This is a genomic window from Motiliproteus sp. SC1-56 (genome assembly GCF_017309075.1).
Classification (GTDB): domain Bacteria; phylum Pseudomonadota; class Gammaproteobacteria; order Pseudomonadales; family Balneatricaceae; genus Motiliproteus.
Window position 1 is genome coordinate 38,340 of record NZ_JAEMGS010000015.1, and the last position, 17,142, is coordinate 55,481.

Here is a 17,142-nt window from a genome sequence, read left to right on the forward strand (position 1 = left end):
TGAAAAAGCCGCTAGATGCTTACCCAACGTGCTCCGGCAGGCACCGGCCGGTCGTTAACAGCGCGGGCGTCGCCAACCAAGGCGTCATTGCTCGCCGGGCAACCGGCGCGCGAAGGGAACTCGCTTCAGCGCCGCCGGGAACGCCGTTGCTGGCCGCCGCGCCTTGAGGCGGGTGTCGATGCAGCCGATGCAGGCCGCCCCCGTCCCGGATTTGGCTTGCGACCGTCACGTGCAGACTGGGCAGCACCTCTAACCGGCCCGGGCGGCACCAGTGCTCGGGGGCCACCCCCGATCAGGTCGCGGCGCCCCATTTTCAGAAGCGCCTCTCGGATCAGCGGCCAGTTCTCGGGATCGTGATAACGCAGCAACGCCTTGTGCAGGCGGCGCTGGCGCGCCCCCTTGGGCACCGACACTTGCTCACTGCTTCGGCCGACCTTTTTCAGCGGGTTGCGACCGGTGTGGTACATGGTGGTGGCGTTGGAGAGCGGCGAGGGAATGAAGTTCTGCACCTGGTCCAAGCGCAGGTCATTCTCCTTCAACCAAAGCGCCAGGTTCAGCATATCCCCGTCTTCGGTGCCCGGGTGGGCGGAAATGAAATAGGGGATCAGGTACTGCTTTTTCCCGGCTTCCCGGGAGAACTGCTCGAAAAGGCGCTTGAAGCGGTAATAGGTGCCCATGCCCGGCTTCATCATCTTCGACAGTGGGCCGTCCTCGGTATGCTCGGGCGCAATCTTAAGGTACCCCCCCACGTGGTGGGTGACCAGTTCACGCAGGTACTCCGGATCCTCCACCGCCAGGTCATAACGCAGCCCGGAGGCGATCAGCACCCGCTTGATGCCCGGCAGCTTGCGGGCTTTGCGGTAAAGCGTGGTCAGGTGACGGTGGTCGGTGTTAAGGTTGCTGCAGATGCCCGGATAGACGCAGGAAAGCCGGCGGCAGGCGGCTTCGATCTTGGGATCTTTACAGGCCAGCCGGTACATGTTCGCCGTCGGCCCACCCAAATCCGATATGGTGCCGGTAAAACCGGGCGTCCGATCGCGAATCGCCTCCACCTCGCGCAGGATCGAATCCTCGGAGCGATTCTGAATGATGCGCCCTTCGTGCTCGGTAATGGAGCAGAAGGTGCAGCCGCCGAAACAGCCACGCATTATGTTCACCGAGAACCGAATCATCTCGTAGGCCGGTATCCGGGCGTCGCCGTAGCTGCTGTGCGGCAGGCGGCTATACGGCAGATCAAAGACGCCGTCCAGTTCCTCGGTGGCGAGGGGCAGCGGCGGCGGGTTGAGCCAGACATCACGCTCGCCGTGACGTTGAACCAGCGCACGGGCGTTGCCGGGATTGGTCTCCAGGTGCATAACGCGGGAGGCATGGGCGTAGAGCACGGGGTCAGCTTTGACCTGCTCGAAGGCGGGCAATCGAATCACCGTTTTCGCCCGGTCCGGCCGCACGGGCCGCTCCAGCACCATCAACGGCTGAGGCGCATCGGCCGGCTGGGGGGCGTCCGCCTGCTCACACCCGGGCTCGGCCTGATAGGGGTTGGGTACCGCGTCCACCCGCCCGGGACGGTCCACCTCAGTGGAATCGATCACCGACCAGCCCGCCGGCAGGTCCGAGCGCATCAGCGCGGTGCCGCGGATATCCGTCAACGCCTGGATCGGTTCGCCGTCCGCAAGCCGTCGCGCCACTTCCACCAGTGCCCGTTCGGCGTTGCCGAACAGCAGCAGGTCCGCCTTGGCATCGGGCAGCACCGAGCGGCGTACCGTTTCAGACCAGTAATCAAAGTGGGCAATCCGGCGCAGGCTGGCCTCGATGCCGCCGATGATCAGGGGCACCCCCTTGTAGGCCTCGCGGCAGCGCTGGGCATAGACCACCACCGCCCGGTCCGGGCGCTTGCCGCCCTCGCCGTTGGGGGTATAGGCGTCGTCGTGGCGCAACCGTTTCTCTGCCGTGTAGCGATTGATCATCGAATCCATGTTGCCCGCCGTCACCCCGAAGAAGAGTCGGGGCCGTCCCAGGCGCATGAAGTCGGTTTTGTCGCGCCAGTCGGGCTGGGCGATGATGCCCACGCGCAGCCCCTGGGCCTCGAGCAGGCGACCGATCACCGCCATGCCGAAACTGGGGTGGTCCACGTAAGCATCGCCGGTGACCAGCACCACGTCGCAGGCATCCCACCCCAGCGCCTCCATTTCGGCCCGGGACATGGGCAGCTCCGGGGCGGCGGAAAAGGGGGAATCAACGGAAAAAAGGGAAGCGGGGGCGTGCATGGATATACCGTACTTGGAGGGTCAACTATTATAACGAAGATCGACGGCCGGAAACACCGGGTCCATGTCAATAATTATGCACATCGGCGTGGATTATTATTGCTCCGCTGTTAGCGCTCCAATAAAGTGAAAGCACTCTACCGATCGTTTAAAAACAGAAGGATATGCCATGTCTAACTACCCGACCCTCACCGAAATGGGTGTGGAGAGCGTCGACGATATCTACAAGTACAGCCTGCGCCAGGAAGGGGAGCAGGATATCCTCAAAGTCTACTTCAAGCGGGAAAAAGGCTCGCTGCTGCCCAAGAGCAAGAAGTTCAAGTTCGGACGCGCCACTCGCACCGTGCGCGTCGACAGCAGCCATGACAAGTACCAGGACTTCTCCGAGATGTCCCCCTTCCTGATGAAGGCGGTGGACGAACTGCACGAGCTGGTCCAGCACGAGCACGAGGTCAAGGAGGTGAAGGAGCGGCTCCTCGACGACATCGCCCACCTGGAAAAGGTCTTTGCCAACAAGATTGCCGAGATTCGCAAGGACATCCAGCGGATCAAGTAACGCGGCACCGACCGGGGGCTTTCAGAGCCCCCGCCCCAGGCGGCGAAAACGCCGTACCGCTCCCGGATCGGCGCTGCCGGCATAAAGCTGCTGCTGCAACAGTGCTGCCATGGCCGCCAGAGACGTGGCCTGATCGGGCCGTTGCTCCTGCAGTCGCAACAGGTGGGTCGCCGGTGCCTCTCCGGGCTCCGGCCCCTGCCCCCGGGGCGCAAGCCGCCGGCAGAGCCGACGGTATTCCCGCACCAGGGGCGAGCGCAGGGGCTGGCTCCCCTGCCAGAGCAGCCACCCCGCCAGCGCCCCCAACAACAAGGCAACCGACACCGCCATCAGCAATCCCAGGCGCTTAAAGTCGACGTCACCAAACCAGCGCGCCAGCAGCCGTGACTGGTACTGGGCGTTGTACCCCAGCACCGAGCGGTGCCAGGCAAAGTTCAGGTAATCCAGCCCCAGCCGAAGCCGGCTGACCCAGGCCCAGTCGCGGTAGCGCGCCGGCGCCAAGGGACTGTCCTCGAGGAACGAGCCTTCCCCGGCCAACGCCTCCTCGATCCCCTGCTCCACCCGTTCGGGAGCAACCACAGTGGTCGGATCCACCCTTACCCAGCCCTGCCCCGCCAGCCAGACCTCGGCCCAGGCGTGGGCGTCAAACTGGTGCACCAGCAGGTAGTTGCCCAGGGGATTACGCTCGCCACCCTGATAGCCGGCGACGATCCGTGCCGGCACCCCGGCGCTGCGCATCAGGTAAACAAAAGCGCCGGCATAGTGGCTGCAAAAGCCGCGGCGGGTCTGGAACAGGAACTGATCGTTACGGTCGCCGCTGAGCGTGGGCGGGCGCAGGGTGTAGCTGAACGGACGGGCCCGAAACCAGGCCAGGGCACGCTCCACCAGCGCCGACGGGCTGCCGGCTTCGGCCGCCAGCTGCTCGGCCAGGGCGCGGGTGCGCGGATCGCCGGTTTCCGGCAGCTGCAGGTTGACCCGAGCCAGCCAGTCCGGCAGGTTCGGATCCAGCGGCTGGCGCAGGAAGCTGTCCACCTCATAGGCGAAGGGCTGGCTCACCGGGCTGCGCTTGACCAGCCGATGGTCGCGACTGTAGCCCACCCCCGGTGTGGTACTGCGGGCCGCCGCCAGGGCAAAGAGCCAGCGCTGGTCCGTGGGTTCGAGCATCACCCGGTACCCCAGCGGCTGCCCCCGCCCCGCGCCCAGCCAGTCCCCCGCCCCACGGCGCAGCCAGGGAGGCTCATCCAGATCCACCGGGCCGCGGCTCCAGGTGGCGCCGTCATAGTGGTTTAGGGTCAGCCCCCGCCAGTACAAATTTCGCGCCGCCGGAATCCCGCCGTCAAACGCCACCCGGAAAGCCAGCGCCGAGGAGCGGCTGAGTTCGGCGATATCCCCCGGCGTAATGCGATCACTGATGCCGGTGGTGGCGCGGTTCTCCCCCAGGTTAAGAGACCAGATCGGGCCGACCCGAGGCACGAACAGGAACAGCACCAGCATCAGCGGCAGACTCTGGGCCAGCAGCCGCAGGGCCAGACCGGCAGTGCGCCGGGGCTGGGTCTGTAGCGGTGACTGGTTTAACCCCACCAGCGCCGCCGTCACCATGAAGCAGACCAGCAGCAGGTAGGCGGCGCTGGCCATGTCCTGGTCAAAGAAAAAGGAGGTCGCCACCACGAAGTAGCCCAGGATCACCACCACGAAGGCATCGCGGCGGCTATGGGTTTCCAGCAACTTGAAGCAGAACCCCAGCACCAGCAACGCGGTGCCCGCCTCCGGTCCGGCGAGGGTGCCGTAATGGCCCACCACTGCCGCCCCTCCCGAGAAGACCAGCAGGGTCCGGATCAGACGTCCCGGCAGCCGCCAGCGCTCGCGATACACCATGATCCGCCAGAAACCGCAGAGCAGGCACACCAGGGTCACCCAGATGGGCAGGCGGGTAAGGTGCGGGGCCATGCCCGCAAACATCGCCGTCAACAGCCAGATCAGGCTGTTGCGGGGCAGCTGGTAGCCGTAGCTCACGGTTTCTCCCCGTAGAGCGCGAGCATTTGCAGGCAGCGCCGCTCGTGGGCGGCCCCGCTGTCCGGAGCAAGGGTCTCGCCCGGCAGACGCAGGCCAAAGCTGCGGCCCCGTTCGCTCAGTTTCAACACCCAGTAACACAGCCGCGCCAGCCGGGTCTCCACCCCCTGCCCGGCAAAGGCCTCCCACTCCAGCCAGAGCTCATGGGTTTCGTGGCCGACAAAGGCCTTGGCGTGCAGCTCGCCGCTGCGGGCATACTGTTTCCAGGCCAGGTGGCGGGGGTTGTCGCCGGTCTGGTAGCGGCGCAGGCCGTCAAAGTCATCGCTACCGTCATGGCGGCGCACCTCGCCCTCCTCGCCGCGGCTGTCCGGCCGCCGCGGCAGGGTACAGGCCTCGGGCTTGGGGTAAACCAGGCACGCCATGTCCAGCTCCAGCCAGCTCCAGGCCCGGAGCAGCCCCAGGGGAAACACCGTTTCCAGCTTCAACCGTGGCGGCCGGAAACGGCCGCGCCGGGTCACCGGCAGCAGCATGCGCACCGCCACCGGCGCCTCGGCCACCCGATCCACCACCCGCGCCGGCGCCTGGCCCCAATGCAGGTAGAGGGATTCGTGGGGTCGCCGCCGGAAGGACGAAAGGATCAGCTCGAAAGCGGCCTCGTCCCCGGCGAAGGCGGGCTCGCTGCGCCCGGCGGCGACCCGCAGCCCGGCGAGGTTGGCGTAAGTGTGCAGAATGGAGACCAGGAACAGGCTGACCAGCAAAAAAGCTGTGGCCAGTATCAGGCTGTTGCCGTAATTAATGCCGCCGACGAAGATGGCGCCCAGTGTCAACAGAAAGTAGACCCCGTGACGGGTGGGCAGAATGAAGATCCGGCGCTGGTTGAGGGTCAGGGCGCGGCGGCGCGGCGCCCGTCGCCGCAGCCAGGCGTCAAAATGCCCCGACCACCAGCTCCGGACGGACGCGGCCATGCCCTACTCCACCACCTCGACCCCGTCCAGCAGTCGGCGCGCCAGGCTTTCGCCGCGGTGACCGGTGTGATCGAGGGCCCCGCGCAGGCGGTGCTCGGCAACGCTGGGCAGCACCTGCTGCACATCCTCGGGCACCACGTAATCACGCCCCTCGAGCAGGGCCCAGGCGCGGGCACTTCGAATCAGTGCCAGTGCCCCCCTTGGCGACAGTCCCACGTCAAAGTCGCCGCCCTGGCGGCTGAAGTCCACCAGCCGCTGCACGTAATCCACCAGGGATTCGGAGAGGTGGATCCGCTCCACCTGCGCCTGCAGATGATGCAGCTGCTCCAGGGTGATGCCGGCCTCAAGGGCGTCCAGGCGCAGGCGCGGATTGCCCCCCAGAAAGAGCTGACGCTCGGCGCGGGGGTCGGGATAACCCAACTCCAGGCGCATCAGAAAGCGGTCAAGCTGGGACTCGGGCAGCGGAAAGGTGCCCATCTGGCTGAGGGGGTTCTGAGTGGCGATGACGAAAAACGGATCGGGCAGCGGATGGGTCTCCCCCTCCACCGACACCTGCCGCTCCTCCATGGCTTCCAGGAGGGCGCTCTGGGCCTTGGGAGTGGCACGGTTGATCTCGTCGGCCAGCAGCAGCTGGGTAAAGACGGGGCCGCGTTGAAACGAAAAGCGCCCCTCACGGCTGTCAAAGACGCTGGCGCCGATAATATCCGCGGGCAACAGGTCGCTGGTGAACTGGATCCGGGTGAATTCAAACCCCAGCACCCGGGCGACCGTCTGCGCCAGGGTGGTCTTGCCCATCCCGGGCAGGTCTTCGATCAGCAGGTGCCCCCGCGCCAGCAGACAGGCGAGCGCCAGTTTCAGCTGCCTCCGCTTGCCCAGGACCACCGTCTCCATCGCGGCCAGCAGTTGATCGATGAGCCCCGGCTTGACGCTGACCACCGACGACTTCAGTCCCCCACCATCATGCATCCACGCCTCCCGAATCTCGGCCTCAGGGCGTATCCAGCGCCTGCAGGCTCTCCAGTGCAAGTTCCAGCAACGCGGCGGATTCTGCCCCGGCCAGTACCCGCTCGCTGTGCAGCGTGTTCAGTGCCTTGCGCAGCTGCACCAACTGCCAGCGCACCTCCTGCTGCAGCACGTCCACCTCTTCCATATTGGCATAGTGGTCCTGCTCATGGTTCTTTTTCACCAGCGAAATCCAGTGCTTCAGGCTCTGGCTGAGCAGACCGGACGAGGCCACCGCGAACCAGGCATGCTGCGCCAACAGGGCCGCCGAGCGGATTTTACCGTTGGGGCTCTCCTCGGGCAGCTGCCCCACCACGTCACTGACACCGGCGAAGCAGCGGTTCAGACGCTCGTACATGGCCAGCAGGCCGTCGATAAAGGCCGGCATTCTGGCGTCCTCCACCAGCCGGGGAACCCTCAGCTCGCCGGCGCGGATGACGGCCACCGCGGCCCGGTAGGCATCCGGGTCATAGCCGCGCACGTTGATCTGCAGAATAGGAATAGCGCTGGCCAGGTTTCCGCCCCGTTCACTGAGCCGCAGCATGCGAATGGCGCAAAGGCTGTCGGCGATGGCGATCACCTGGCCCTCGGTAGAGAGGCTTTCGGCGAACCTGCCGCCCGGGTAACCGGTGCCGTCGCGACGCTCATGGTGCTCCAGCGTGGCCCGGGCCACCTCGGGGGCAAGACCCGGGACGTTGCGCAGGAAAAGCTCGCCGATCCGGGGGTGGCTCTGGATCGCCCGCCACTCCTCGGTGGTCAGCTCACCCTCCTTTTCCAGAATATCGGTAGAAATGTGCAGCATGCCGGTATCGTGCATGAGGCCGGCCAGGAACACCGCCGTGACCTGCCCCGTCTCCAGCTGCATCTGCTGGCCCAGAGCGAGGGCCATCCAGGCACAGAACAGCCCCTTCTGATAATCGTGGGGGCGCTGCATCGCCAGCACCGTCAGTTTCTGCATCAGCAGGGGAAAGCGGGTGTACTCGCGGCAGTTCTCTTCAAGACGGATCTGCAGTCGCAGTTCCTGGTGGACCTGCCGGCAATCGGGGTACTGCTCGAAGAGCTGCTCAAAGCCCTTGCGCAGGCGACCGGCGTCGATCATGTTGGAGAGGTTGACGGAATGTTCCAGCGGCTGGGTAAGCTTGTGGCGGATCACCCGCTCGGCAAGCTGCTCGCTGAGCGGCGTGCCCTTTTTAACCAGCAGGGCCCCCTGCTCGTTGAAGATGTCTTCGGTGGCCAGCACCTGGTTTTTTTTGTTGACCTGAGACAGGTGACGCGCGTATTCGTCGGCCTGCTGGGGTTCTAAGGTCTGCGCTGTCATGCCTGGATCGCTACTCCGGAATACTGAGCCTCAACGGCTCCTCGATGACGACTACATCCAGGGGCTTGACCCGCCCCCTGAGCTCCACCTTGCGTGGAGTCAATCCGGTTAATGGTATACCAGAACGCTCTGCTGTATCACGGGAAATCACCAGGGGACCGCCCAGTTTTTTGGTCTTGGCCTCAAGGCGTGCGGCGCCGTTGATGGTGTCTCCGATCGCCGAAAGGATCGGCGCCGCCGGCGGGCCCATGGTGCCGACGATCGCCTCGCCGCTGTGAATGCCGATGCCGATCTTGAGGGGTTCATCAAGTTCACGGGCCAGGCGCCGGTTGAGGTCCTCCAGCCGCCGGAACATGGCCTGGGCCCCGTGCAGGGCCTGGCGGCAACCGGTCTCGAAGTCCACTTCCAGCCCGTAGAGCGCCATCAGCCCGTCGCCGTTGAACTGCGCGTAATGACCGCCGCTCTCGTTGAGCGCCGCCGCCATCTCGGCAAAGAACTGGTTGAGGATGAAGACCACGTCGTAGGGCAGCCGTCGCTCCCCCAACGCCGTGGATCCGCGCAGGTCCACCACCAGCGCCGCCACCAGCTGCTCCTTGCCCTCCACCCCCCCGGGCTTGCGCACGTAATGGATGCCACTCTCGGGGGGAATCAGGGGGACGATGGCGATATCGTGGGTCAGGTGCAGCTGACAGGCCAGGCGCACGTCACGCTCGGCATTGACCCCCTCCAGGGCACGGACTTCGTCAGGCCCCGGCGGCTCAAGGTCTTCAGCCCCCCGCACCACCCGCACCCGGCAGGTGGTACAGCGCGCCCGCCCGCCGCAGACCGAGGAGTGAGGCACCCGCGCATCCCGCAGCGCCTCCAGCAGGGTCTGCCCCACCGGCGCGGCCAGGGTACCGCGGCTGGGGTGCTCGATAATCACCGAGCCGAAGTTAACCCGGTAGACGGCGCGCAGGTAGCGCGCCAAAATCACCAGCCCCAATGCCGCCAGGTAGCCCAGCAGCATCCGGTCCTCCATCCCCCGGATCAGGGCACGCTCGGCGGGGTGACGTTGATCCAGCGCCGCGAACCGGGCCCCCATGTCCACCGTCTCCGTGCTCAATCCCATGCGGTAGAACCCGAGCAGGGCGAGAACCGGCAACAAGGAGGCCAGCATCTGCCACAAAGGCAGCCAGCGCCGGTAACCGTCGTACAGCCGCAGCCAGTAGTGCAGGCCGATCAGAAAATGGCCCCACACCACCAGCAGCAAAAAGGTCTGCTTGTAGGCGGCCCCGGGAAGGTTCCAGAGCGCCTCGAGCACCATCTTGAAATCGGTGGTTACCCCCAGCAGCTCGGAGGTGACCCGGGTTCCGATCACATGGGTAAAGATCAGCGGCGGAATGGAGAGCCCCAGTAGCAGCTGAAACCCCTCCCACATGGGCATTCGCAGGGTGGTTCGCCGGTAGAGCGAAAGCAGCGCCAGAACAAAGTGAACGCCGACCGAGCCATACAGCAGCCCGGTGGCCAGCGGGTGGTGCCAGAAGGCGATAAAGGGTTTACGGAAGCCTTCCATCGCATCCAGGGAGATTAGCCCCAGGCCGTGGTTGATCAGGTGCAACACCACGAAGGTGGCCATTATCAAGCCGGTGGTCAGGCGCAGCTGTTTTTCCATCACAGGCCGGTGCCGCCTCCCCTTGAGTTGCTCGTGGCATTTCGCAGCCCCGGCAACGGGACTCGCCGCTCACCACTTTATAGCAGTCTTCTCTATAGCAGCCTCTATCGCAGCCATCTCGACTTATCCCGCCAACCCGGGAAATGATGCCTTCAATCTCAGGACACAACGGGGCCTGAAACCGCCGCATGCGCCTGCCCCGGGCGTCGCGATCGCGTTACAATGCGCCCCTTGAACCCGCTACCAGATCACCCATGCCCAACGTACCCGCCCATTCAGAATCCGCCCTTCCGGACGGTTGTGTCATCCATTGCCCAGGCTGCAGCCACCGGTTCAAAACGGAGCCGGAAAGCGTGCGGCAAAAGCAACTCTGGCTTGCCGACAAACTCTCGCCCTGGGCAGACGCCCTGGCGCCGCTCCGGGGCGTTACCGGCAGCGAACGGCTTCACTACCGCGACAAAGCCTGCCTGAGCGCCGACTGGCAGGACGGGCGCTGGCTGCTCGGCCTTCGAAAGCGCGACGAGATTATCGACATCCCGGCCTGTCCGGTTCAAAGCCACCGCGTCAACCAAGTCGCCCGGCTGCTGAGAGCCCACCTGCCGGCCAAGGCCCGCTTTCCCCTGGCGTATTTGGCGCAATCGGGGGCCCAGACCACACTGGTGCTTAAAACGGCCTCGCAGCCAAGCCTGGACTGGCTCACCCCCTCCCTCAGCGCTGAGTTCGAACGCACCGGTGTCGAAGGTTTGTGGATTCACCTGTTTCCCTCGACGGGAAAGAGAGTGTTCGCCAAGAACCACTGGTATCTGGTCTGGGGGCGGGCGCGGTCCGAGGACCGGCTGGGGCTGATCCACGGCCCGGCAGCCTTTTCCCAGCTGCTACCTGGGCTCTACCGGCAAGCGCTTGACCAGGCGCAGGCTTTTCTCGCCCCCAGCGCGAACGACGGCGTGATCGACCTGTACTGCGGCCACGGCAGCACCCTGCAACGCTGGCGTAAAACGGGCGCCAGGGCCCTGGGGGTCGAAGTGGCGGCGGAGGCGCTGAAATGCGCCGAGCGCAACGCCCCCGGGGCTGACCTGCTAAGAGGCACCTGCGAACACCGGGTTCCGCAGCTGCGGGCGTGGCGCAAAGCGGCATCCCCCGTGGCTTCCGATCAGCCTGGTCGACGCCTGCTTTACGTGAATCCGCCACGCACCGGGCTGGAGCCCGGGGTGCGAACCTGGATCATCGATGAAGACCGACCCCATCGCATGGCCTACCTCTCCTGCAGCGCCGGCACCCTGAGCAGGGACCTGCAGCAGCTGTGCGAGGCGGGTTACCGGGTGGAGGCCCTAACCCCCTATGATTTCTTCCCTTTCACCCACCACGTGGAGACCCTCGCCCTCCTGCGTCGGATCAACTGATTCCGGCCACACCTGCTCCTGCCACTCCAGCTGTTGAATGCCGGCGATCTTCGAACGGTTACACCAGCCCCGGGCCGGCGCGCTGACCGCGCTCAACACCCAACTGTTGCCCAGGCGCTCGTTCTGGAGCAACAGCGCGTAGAGCGCCCGGGGACGCTCACCGGCCAGCGGTTGCTCAAAGGTCACCATGTGCCCGCTGTAACGGTCCCCTTGCACTGAAACCCGGGCAACCGGAGCCTCCAGGCAGCGGCGAACCCGGCTGAGCAGGGTCAGGGCGTTTTTTTCCGTGTTGGCGTTGGTATAGAGGGTCCAGCGAATCTTCATAGACACACCCGGTCGGCAAAATCGGCGCTTATGATACCGATTTTTGCCCGCCGGGCGCGGCTCCGTTGGGCTAAACTTAACGGATGAAATTTCACCTCGAACAGGCAGTGGAGCACTCATGACAGACTGGGACACATGGATTCTGGATTCCGATACTCCCGACCTGCCGCTTCATAAATGGCAACAGAGCCTAGATTTGGCCACCCGGCTGTTCAAAGCCCCGGTGGGTTATGTGATGCAATACACCTCCCGCGGCGGCCAGGTGGTAGCGGCCAGCGGTCGCGGCAGCCTCGCCTACCCCATCGGCTCCTATATTCCGGTGGATGCCCCCACCTTCAGCGCCGAAGTCGTGCGCCAGAAGCGGCAGCTCTATGTACCCGACGCCCAGGTCGATCACCGCTGGGAACTGAACCCGGAAGTCACCAGTGACGGCATCCGCTCTTTTTTCGGCCTGCCGCTGTTCTGGCCCGACGGCATGGCGTTCGGCACCCTGTGCGTCATGGACTCGGTGCCCACTGACTACCGCGAACCTTTCCTGGAGCTAATGAACACCTTCAGGGAGCTGCTCGAGTCAGACCTGCAGCTGCTGGTCAGCGACCGGGAGCTGGACGAACTGACCCTGACCGACGCCATGACCGGCATCTACAACCGCCGCGGCTTTGACACCCTGGCCGAACACAAGCTAAGCGTGGCCAAGCGCTACGGTCACACCTTCGGACTGATGTATTTCGACCTCGACAACCTCTCCACCATCAACGAGCAACTGGGAGTCGAGACCGGAGACAAGGCGATCTGCGCCCTGGCCGAAGCCCTGGCTGGTGAGCTGCGCGACTCGGACGTCGCCGCCCGGATCGGCAGCGACGAATTCGCCGCTCTGGTGTTCGTTAAGAAAGAAGATGACCTGGGAAACCTGGCCATTCGCATTCAGCGGCGCCTCAACCTGCTCAAACGCCGCTGCGACAGCATGCCGCCCCTCACCACCAGCGTCGGCGCCAAGTGCTACCAAGCCGACACCAGCCTGGACATCAAGGCCATGCTTAACGAGGTGGACCGGCTGATGTATAACATCAAGCAGCAAAAACGCCTTACCCGCGCCCCGGGCCATATTCCCCACCACTGAGCCTCAACCGCGACAGCCCGGCAACGCAGCGCGAGCGGACAGACCCAGCCAGCCCCGCCAGCGCGTCGGCGACACCATGGCCAGCAGGTTGCCGACTACCACCAGGGCGATACCCGCCAGACTGGCCGGACTCCAGAGGTACCCCTCGAACCAGACCGAGAGCTGCAGCGCCACGATAGGAAACAGCAGGCTGGCGTAGGCTGCCCGGTCGGCGCCGATCCGCCCCACCAGGGAGAGGTAGCAGCCGAAGGCGATTACCGAGCCGAACAGGGCCAGGTAGAACAGCGATCCCAGGTATGCAGGGCCCAGGTCAATCGCCAGCGGCGCCCCGCTCAGCCAGGCCAGTCCCGCCATCAGCACCGCCCCGTAGGCCATCCCCAGCGCATTACACTGCAAGACCGGCACGCCGGCCGCCTGGTTGCGCGCCGAGAGAATATTGCCCAGGGAGGCGAAATAGGCCCCCAGCAACCCGGTGCCTAGCGCTGCAAGGGCGCCGGAGCCAGCCTGGACCGACGCCAGTTCCGGCCAGAACACGAGCCCCATACCCACCACGCCCACCGCGGCGCCGGCCAGCACCGACGCGCGCACCGGTCGTCCCAGAAACAGCCGCCCGTTGAGCACGTTCATAAAGACCACGCTGCTGAAACAGATGGCCACAAGCCCGGAGGTGAGCGACTGGGTAGCGAGGTAGAAGAGCCAGTAGGCCACCCCGAACAGGCTGGCGCCCTGGGCCAGGATAAACAGGTGATCGCGGCGGCTGAAGCGCAACGGGCGCCGACGCAGCCCGCAGTAGAGCAGCAGCATCAGGGCCGCCAGGGCGAAACGGTAAGCCACCGAGAGCACCGGCTCCACCACCCCCAGCTGAAAGGTTATGGCCATCCAGGTGGATCCCCAGATCAGCACGGTCACGAGGTAGAGCAGAGTGTTATGCATGGCGCCTCTTCCTGTCAGGGCGATCGAAACAAGTTGACAGACTAGGGGGCAAGACCATGACAATACAGATACACTTTTCAAGATCATTTAAATACTGTACTGGTCAAAATACCGGTACGGAGACGAAACGAATGCTCAGCATCGACATCCACCGCGATAACGACCAGCCTTTGGTAGAGCAGATCGTCCAGGCCGTCATGAACCGGGTCGACAGCCACGGTCTGCGCCCGGGAAGCCGGGTCCCCTCGATTCGCCGTTTCGCCGAATCCCACGGGGTCAGCCGCTTCACCGTGGTCCAGGCTTACGATCGCCTGGTGGCCGCCGGTTATCTCAACTCCCGCCAGGGGTCCGGCTTTTACGTCAGCCAGCCCCCCCTGCCCCTGGGGCAGGAAGCGCAGAGCGCCTGCGACCTGGACCAGGCGGTGGACGTCCTCTGGCTGCTGCGACGGGCCATGGAAGACCAGCAGCACCGTTTTCAGCCGGGCTGCGGCTGGCTGCCCGCGAGCTGGCTGGACGGGCCGGGCATTCAACGCAGCCTGCGCCAGCTGGCCCGCGGCGGCGAGCAGGAGCTGGTAAGCTACGGTCGTGCAGCCGGCTACCGGCCTCTGCGCCAGCTGCTGCAGCAGCGCTTGGGCGAGGCCGGCATCCGCACCGATCTCAACCAGATCCTCCTCACCCACGGAGCCTCCCACGGGCTCGACCTGGTGGGGCGCTACCTGGTCCGGCCCGGGGACACGGTACTCGTCGACGACCCGGCCTATTTCAACCTCTTCGGCTACCTGAAATCCCTGGGGGCGCGGGTGGTGGGAGTGCCCCGGGGCGAGGACGGGCCCGACGTCGATGCCATGGCCCGCCTGCTCGAACTCCACAGCACCCGGCTGTTCATTACCAGCAGCCTGCTGCACAACCCCACCGGCAGCAGCATTACCCCGGCCGTGGCCTTCCAGCTGCTGCGCCTAGCCGAGCAGCACGACTTCATGATCGTCGATGACGATATCTACGGTGACCTGCACCCCGGCGCCGAGGTCCGGCTCGGTGCCCTCGACCAGCTCAACCGGGTGATTCACGTCAGCAGCTTCTCCAAGACCATCTCCGCCAACCTGCGGGTGGGTTATCTGGCCTGTCACCCGGCCCTGGCCCGGGAGCTGCTGGACCTGAAGCTGCTCACCCATATCGCCACCAACGCCCTGAGCGAGCGGGTGATCTACGAAATTCTCAACGAGGGCCACTACCGCAAGCACCTGCAACGCCTGCGCAGCCGCCTGGACCGGGCCCGCGACACCACCCTGGCGCGCATGGCGCGGCTGGGCCTGACGCCTTTCATCGAGCCCCGTCACGGCATGTTCATCTGGGCCCGCCTGCCGGGCGAGGGGCGGGACGCGGCGGCCCTGGCCCACCGCGCCCTGCAGGACGACATGGTGCTGGCCCCGGGCAATACCTTCCGCCCGGATCTCGAGCGTTCGAGCTGGCTGCGCTTCAACGTCGCCTTCTGCGAAGAGCCAGCCGTGTTCGAATTGCTGGCCCGGCTGCTCGACGGCTGAACGGGCAGGAGTGCCGGATGCCCTCCCCGGCAAGCGAGGATATAATGGCGTCCATGTCAGATCGTAACCCGTTGCACCGGGCAATGGAGTTGATGGGACGGGGCAAGACGGGCCCCGCCCGGGCCCTGTGCCGTAAAGTGCTCCACCGCCAGCCCGACCACTTCGATGCCCTTCACCTCTACGGCGTCCTCTGCCTGAAGGACGGCGAATTCAGCCGTGCCAGCGAGGCGCTGCGCCAGGCCCTGCAGAGCGGCGGCCCCGCGCCGCAACAGGCCCAGGTGAACAGCAACCTCTCGCTCTCGCTGCAGCAACAGGGGCAGTTGGCCGAAGCCCTGGATGCCGCCAACCAGGCGTTGCTGCTAGGGGGAGACCAGGTGCCCTTTCTGGGTAACCGGGCCAATATCCACGAGGTGATGGAGGACTGGCCGGCGATGGAAGCCGACCTGCGCCGCGCCCTGGCCCTGGACCCGGACAACCCCGAGTTTCTGGTGGGGCTGGCTGTCGCCTGCCGCCGCCAGGGACGCGCCGAAGAGGCACTGACCCTGCTGCAGCCGCTGATTCAGGCATCGCCGGCGGAATCCGCTGCGCGCTGGGAATTCCTGCTGGCCCTGAGCCTGCTGCAGGGCGGCGAAGCGGCGCTGCAGGCTGCCGCCGGGCTCCATGCCGGTCCCGGGATCTACGAGGAGGCGGGGGACTACTTCTGCGACAACGGCCACTATGACCAGGCCCTGCCCTTTTACCGCAAGGCCCTCTCTCTGCAGCCGAACGATGAAGCCCTCGAGCACCGCCTCGCGGCGCTGGAGGGACGCCGCGTCGAGCAGGCCCCCTCCAGTTACATCACCCGCCTCTACGACAGCCACGCCGAAGCCTTTGAGCGTCGCCTGGTTGGCCGCCTGGGCTATCGCGCACCCTGGTTACTGCCCGAGCGCCTCGCCCACCTTGGACGCGCCCGGTTTGACCGGGTTCTCGACCTGGGGTGCGGCACGGGGCTGGCGGGGGCCGAACTCCGCCGCAACCTGGACGTGGATTACCTGGAAGGGGTCGACCTCTCCTCCCGCATGCTCAAGCTGGCGGCGGCCAAAGGCTGTTATGACGCCCTCCATGGCGAGGGGCTGCTCGGCTTCATGGAGCACTGCACCAAACCCTACGACCTGGTCTGTGCGCTGGACGTATTAATCTACGTGGGATCGCTAGAGGCGGTTTTCACTGCGGTGGCGCACACCCTCAGTCGCGACGGTCTCTTTGCGTTTACCGTGGAGTCAACCACCCAGGAGGGCTTTGTGCTGCACCCCTCCGGCCGCTACCGACACAACCGGGACTACCTGCTGACGCTGGCCCGGGAGCGGGGACTTAGCCTCTGGGACGAGTGCAACATCCCCCTGCGCTTGGAACAGAGAAAGCCTGTGGAAGGGGCGCTGCTGATTTTTCGCCGGGGCTGAACTTTTACCGAGGCTGAACTTTTACCGAGGCAGAAATAGCACCGCCGCCGGTCAGGCGCCCTGCTTGAGCCGGCGCACCTGCTGGCGCAGTCCCTCGCCACGGTGCAGTTGCACCATCAGGGCCACCAGCAGGCCGAGCGCCAGCATGGAGACCACGAACAGCAGCATCAATATTCGATTGAGCACGCTCAGCCAGTGCGCCTCGGCCTGCTGGTACTGGCTGCTGTAGGTGACCAGGATGGTCTTCAGGCTGTCGGTACTGTCCAGGTGCTCTACAATCTGGGCGATCTCACCGCTGCTCTTGCCCACCAGTTCCAGGGACCCCGACAGAATCAACGCCAACACCAGGCAGACGACGACAAACCCCATACCCGCGCCACACAGTATCGTTACCTTCTGGATTTTGCTGACCGCCACGCTGTTTCCCTAATTTGTTTATTCACAGGAGCCTGCAACCGCCGGCCCCGCCTCTTCCTGTTATCGCCCGGGCAAGTAAAAGCTTTACCGACACTTACGTCCGGCCCCGGCGCCGGGGCCCACTGCAGGCCGCGGGCCTCTGCAGCATAGTAGAGACGGTCAAAGAACTGGACAGCCATAGAGGAACAGGTCAAGCGGTTTTATT

At 65.3% G+C, this 17,142-nt stretch carries 14 protein-coding genes; 5 read left to right on the plus strand and 9 right to left on the minus strand.

The annotated features are described in order from the left end of the window. Positions 1-125 precede the first annotated feature (125 nt). Complete coding sequence (locus JGZ97_RS15250; protein WP_242521814.1) at positions 126-2,201, minus strand: YgiQ family radical SAM protein; 2,076 nt, start codon at positions 2,199-2,201, stop codon at positions 126-128. A gap of 232 nt (positions 2,202-2,433) precedes the next feature. On the opposite strand from JGZ97_RS15250, the gene JGZ97_RS15255 reads away from it, so the two are divergent. Next, positions 2,434-2,820 carry a DUF3461 family protein gene (locus JGZ97_RS15255; RefSeq protein WP_207063556.1) on the plus strand — a complete coding sequence of 129 codons (387 nt, stop codon included), beginning with the start codon at positions 2,434-2,436 and terminating at the stop codon, positions 2,818-2,820. Between the two features lie 21 nt (positions 2,821-2,841). Here JGZ97_RS15255 and JGZ97_RS15260 read toward each other — a convergent pair whose 3' ends face one another. From JGZ97_RS15260 to JGZ97_RS15280, 5 genes are read right to left on the minus strand one after another with little or no spacing between them, the layout of a single operon-like run. Further along, positions 2,842-4,830: a DUF3488 and DUF4129 domain-containing transglutaminase family protein gene (locus tag JGZ97_RS15260; protein WP_207063557.1), complete on the minus strand. Its 1,989-nt coding sequence runs from the start codon at positions 4,828-4,830 to the stop codon at positions 2,842-2,844. Then, on the minus strand, positions 4,827-5,792 hold the full coding sequence (locus JGZ97_RS15265; protein WP_207063558.1) for a DUF58 domain-containing protein: 966 nt from the start codon (positions 5,790-5,792) through the stop codon (positions 4,827-4,829). The genes JGZ97_RS15260 and JGZ97_RS15265 overlap by 4 nt, the downstream gene beginning before the upstream one ends. A 3-nt stretch (positions 5,793-5,795) precedes the next feature. Then, positions 5,796-6,758: a MoxR family ATPase gene (locus JGZ97_RS15270; RefSeq protein WP_207063559.1), complete on the minus strand. Its 963-nt coding sequence runs from the start codon at positions 6,756-6,758 to the stop codon at positions 5,796-5,798. 22 nt (positions 6,759-6,780) lie between these two features. Beyond that, positions 6,781-8,112, minus strand: coding sequence for an HD-GYP domain-containing protein (locus JGZ97_RS15275; protein WP_207063560.1), 1,332 nt, complete (start codon positions 8,110-8,112; stop codon positions 6,781-6,783). 10 nt (positions 8,113-8,122) lie between these two features. Then, positions 8,123-9,763, minus strand: a complete 1,641-nt coding sequence (locus JGZ97_RS15280; RefSeq protein WP_207063561.1) for an adenylate/guanylate cyclase domain-containing protein — start codon at positions 9,761-9,763, stop codon at positions 8,123-8,125. 353 nt (positions 9,764-10,116) lie between these two features. On the opposite strand from JGZ97_RS15280, the gene JGZ97_RS15285 reads away from it, so the two are divergent. Next, positions 10,117-11,163, plus strand: coding sequence for a class I SAM-dependent RNA methyltransferase (locus JGZ97_RS15285; protein WP_207063562.1), 1,047 nt, complete (start codon positions 10,117-10,119; stop codon positions 11,161-11,163). Here JGZ97_RS15285 and JGZ97_RS15290 read toward each other — a convergent pair. After that, complete coding sequence (locus tag JGZ97_RS15290) at positions 11,092-11,487, minus strand: hypothetical protein (RefSeq protein ID WP_207063563.1); 396 nt, start codon at positions 11,485-11,487, stop codon at positions 11,092-11,094. The genes JGZ97_RS15285 and JGZ97_RS15290 overlap by 72 nt on opposite strands. A gap of 118 nt (positions 11,488-11,605) precedes the next feature. On the opposite strand from JGZ97_RS15290, the gene JGZ97_RS15295 reads away from it, so the two are divergent. Continuing rightward, on the plus strand, positions 11,606-12,607 hold the full coding sequence (locus JGZ97_RS15295) for a sensor domain-containing diguanylate cyclase (protein ID WP_207063564.1): 1,002 nt from the start codon (positions 11,606-11,608) through the stop codon (positions 12,605-12,607). A 3-nt stretch (positions 12,608-12,610) separates the two neighbouring features. On the opposite strand, the gene JGZ97_RS15300 is transcribed toward JGZ97_RS15295, so the two are convergent. Continuing rightward, positions 12,611-13,540, minus strand: coding sequence for a DMT family transporter (locus tag JGZ97_RS15300; RefSeq protein WP_207063565.1), 930 nt, complete (start codon positions 13,538-13,540; stop codon positions 12,611-12,613). 131 nt (positions 13,541-13,671) lie between these two features. Here JGZ97_RS15300 and JGZ97_RS15305 point away from each other — a divergent pair, with 131 nt between their 5' ends. Beyond that, the gene (locus tag JGZ97_RS15305) at positions 13,672-15,081 is read left to right on the plus strand and encodes a PLP-dependent aminotransferase family protein (protein WP_207063566.1); all 1,410 of its coding nucleotides are present in this window, start codon (positions 13,672-13,674) and stop codon (positions 15,079-15,081) included. A gap of 53 nt (positions 15,082-15,134) precedes the next feature. Then, positions 15,135-16,520: a tetratricopeptide repeat protein gene (locus tag JGZ97_RS15310; protein WP_207063567.1), complete on the plus strand. Its 1,386-nt coding sequence runs from the start codon at positions 15,135-15,137 to the stop codon at positions 16,518-16,520. Positions 16,521-16,571: 51 nt separating this feature from the next. Here the strand turns inward: JGZ97_RS15310 and JGZ97_RS15315 are convergent, their stop codons facing one another. Continuing rightward, positions 16,572-16,937 (minus strand): hypothetical protein, encoded by a 366-nt coding sequence (locus JGZ97_RS15315; protein ID WP_207063568.1) that lies wholly within the window; start codon positions 16,935-16,937, stop codon positions 16,572-16,574. Positions 16,938-17,142 lie beyond the last annotated feature (205 nt).

What these genes read in the sequence shown, in the direction of transcription:
- JGZ97_RS15250 (WP_242521814.1), bottom strand. Translation starts at nt 2,201, where the DNA reads ATGTCCCGGGCCGAAATGGAGGCGCTGGGGTGGGATGCCTGCGACGTG.
- JGZ97_RS15255 (WP_207063556.1), top strand. Translation starts at nt 2,434, where the DNA reads ATGTCTAACTACCCGACCCTCACCGAAATGGGTGTGGAGAGCGTCGAC.
- JGZ97_RS15265 (WP_207063558.1), bottom strand. Translation starts at nt 5,792, where the DNA reads ATGGCCGCGTCCGTCCGGAGCTGGTGGTCGGGGCATTTTGACGCCTGG.
- JGZ97_RS15270 (WP_207063559.1), bottom strand. Translation starts at nt 6,758, where the DNA reads ATGCATGATGGTGGGGGACTGAAGTCGTCGGTGGTCAGCGTCAAGCCG.
- JGZ97_RS15275 (WP_207063560.1), bottom strand. Translation starts at nt 8,112, where the DNA reads ATGACAGCGCAGACCTTAGAACCCCAGCAGGCCGACGAATACGCGCGT.
- JGZ97_RS15280 (WP_207063561.1), bottom strand. Translation starts at nt 9,763, where the DNA reads ATGGAAAAACAGCTGCGCCTGACCACCGGCTTGATAATGGCCACCTTC.
- JGZ97_RS15290 (WP_207063563.1), bottom strand. Translation starts at nt 11,487, where the DNA reads ATGAAGATTCGCTGGACCCTCTATACCAACGCCAACACGGAAAAAAAC.
- JGZ97_RS15295 (WP_207063564.1), top strand. Translation starts at nt 11,606, where the DNA reads ATGACAGACTGGGACACATGGATTCTGGATTCCGATACTCCCGACCTG.
- JGZ97_RS15300 (WP_207063565.1), bottom strand. Translation starts at nt 13,540, where the DNA reads ATGCATAACACTCTGCTCTACCTCGTGACCGTGCTGATCTGGGGATCC.
- JGZ97_RS15305 (WP_207063566.1), top strand. Translation starts at nt 13,672, where the DNA reads ATGCTCAGCATCGACATCCACCGCGATAACGACCAGCCTTTGGTAGAG.
- JGZ97_RS15310 (WP_207063567.1), top strand. Translation starts at nt 15,135, where the DNA reads ATGTCAGATCGTAACCCGTTGCACCGGGCAATGGAGTTGATGGGACGG.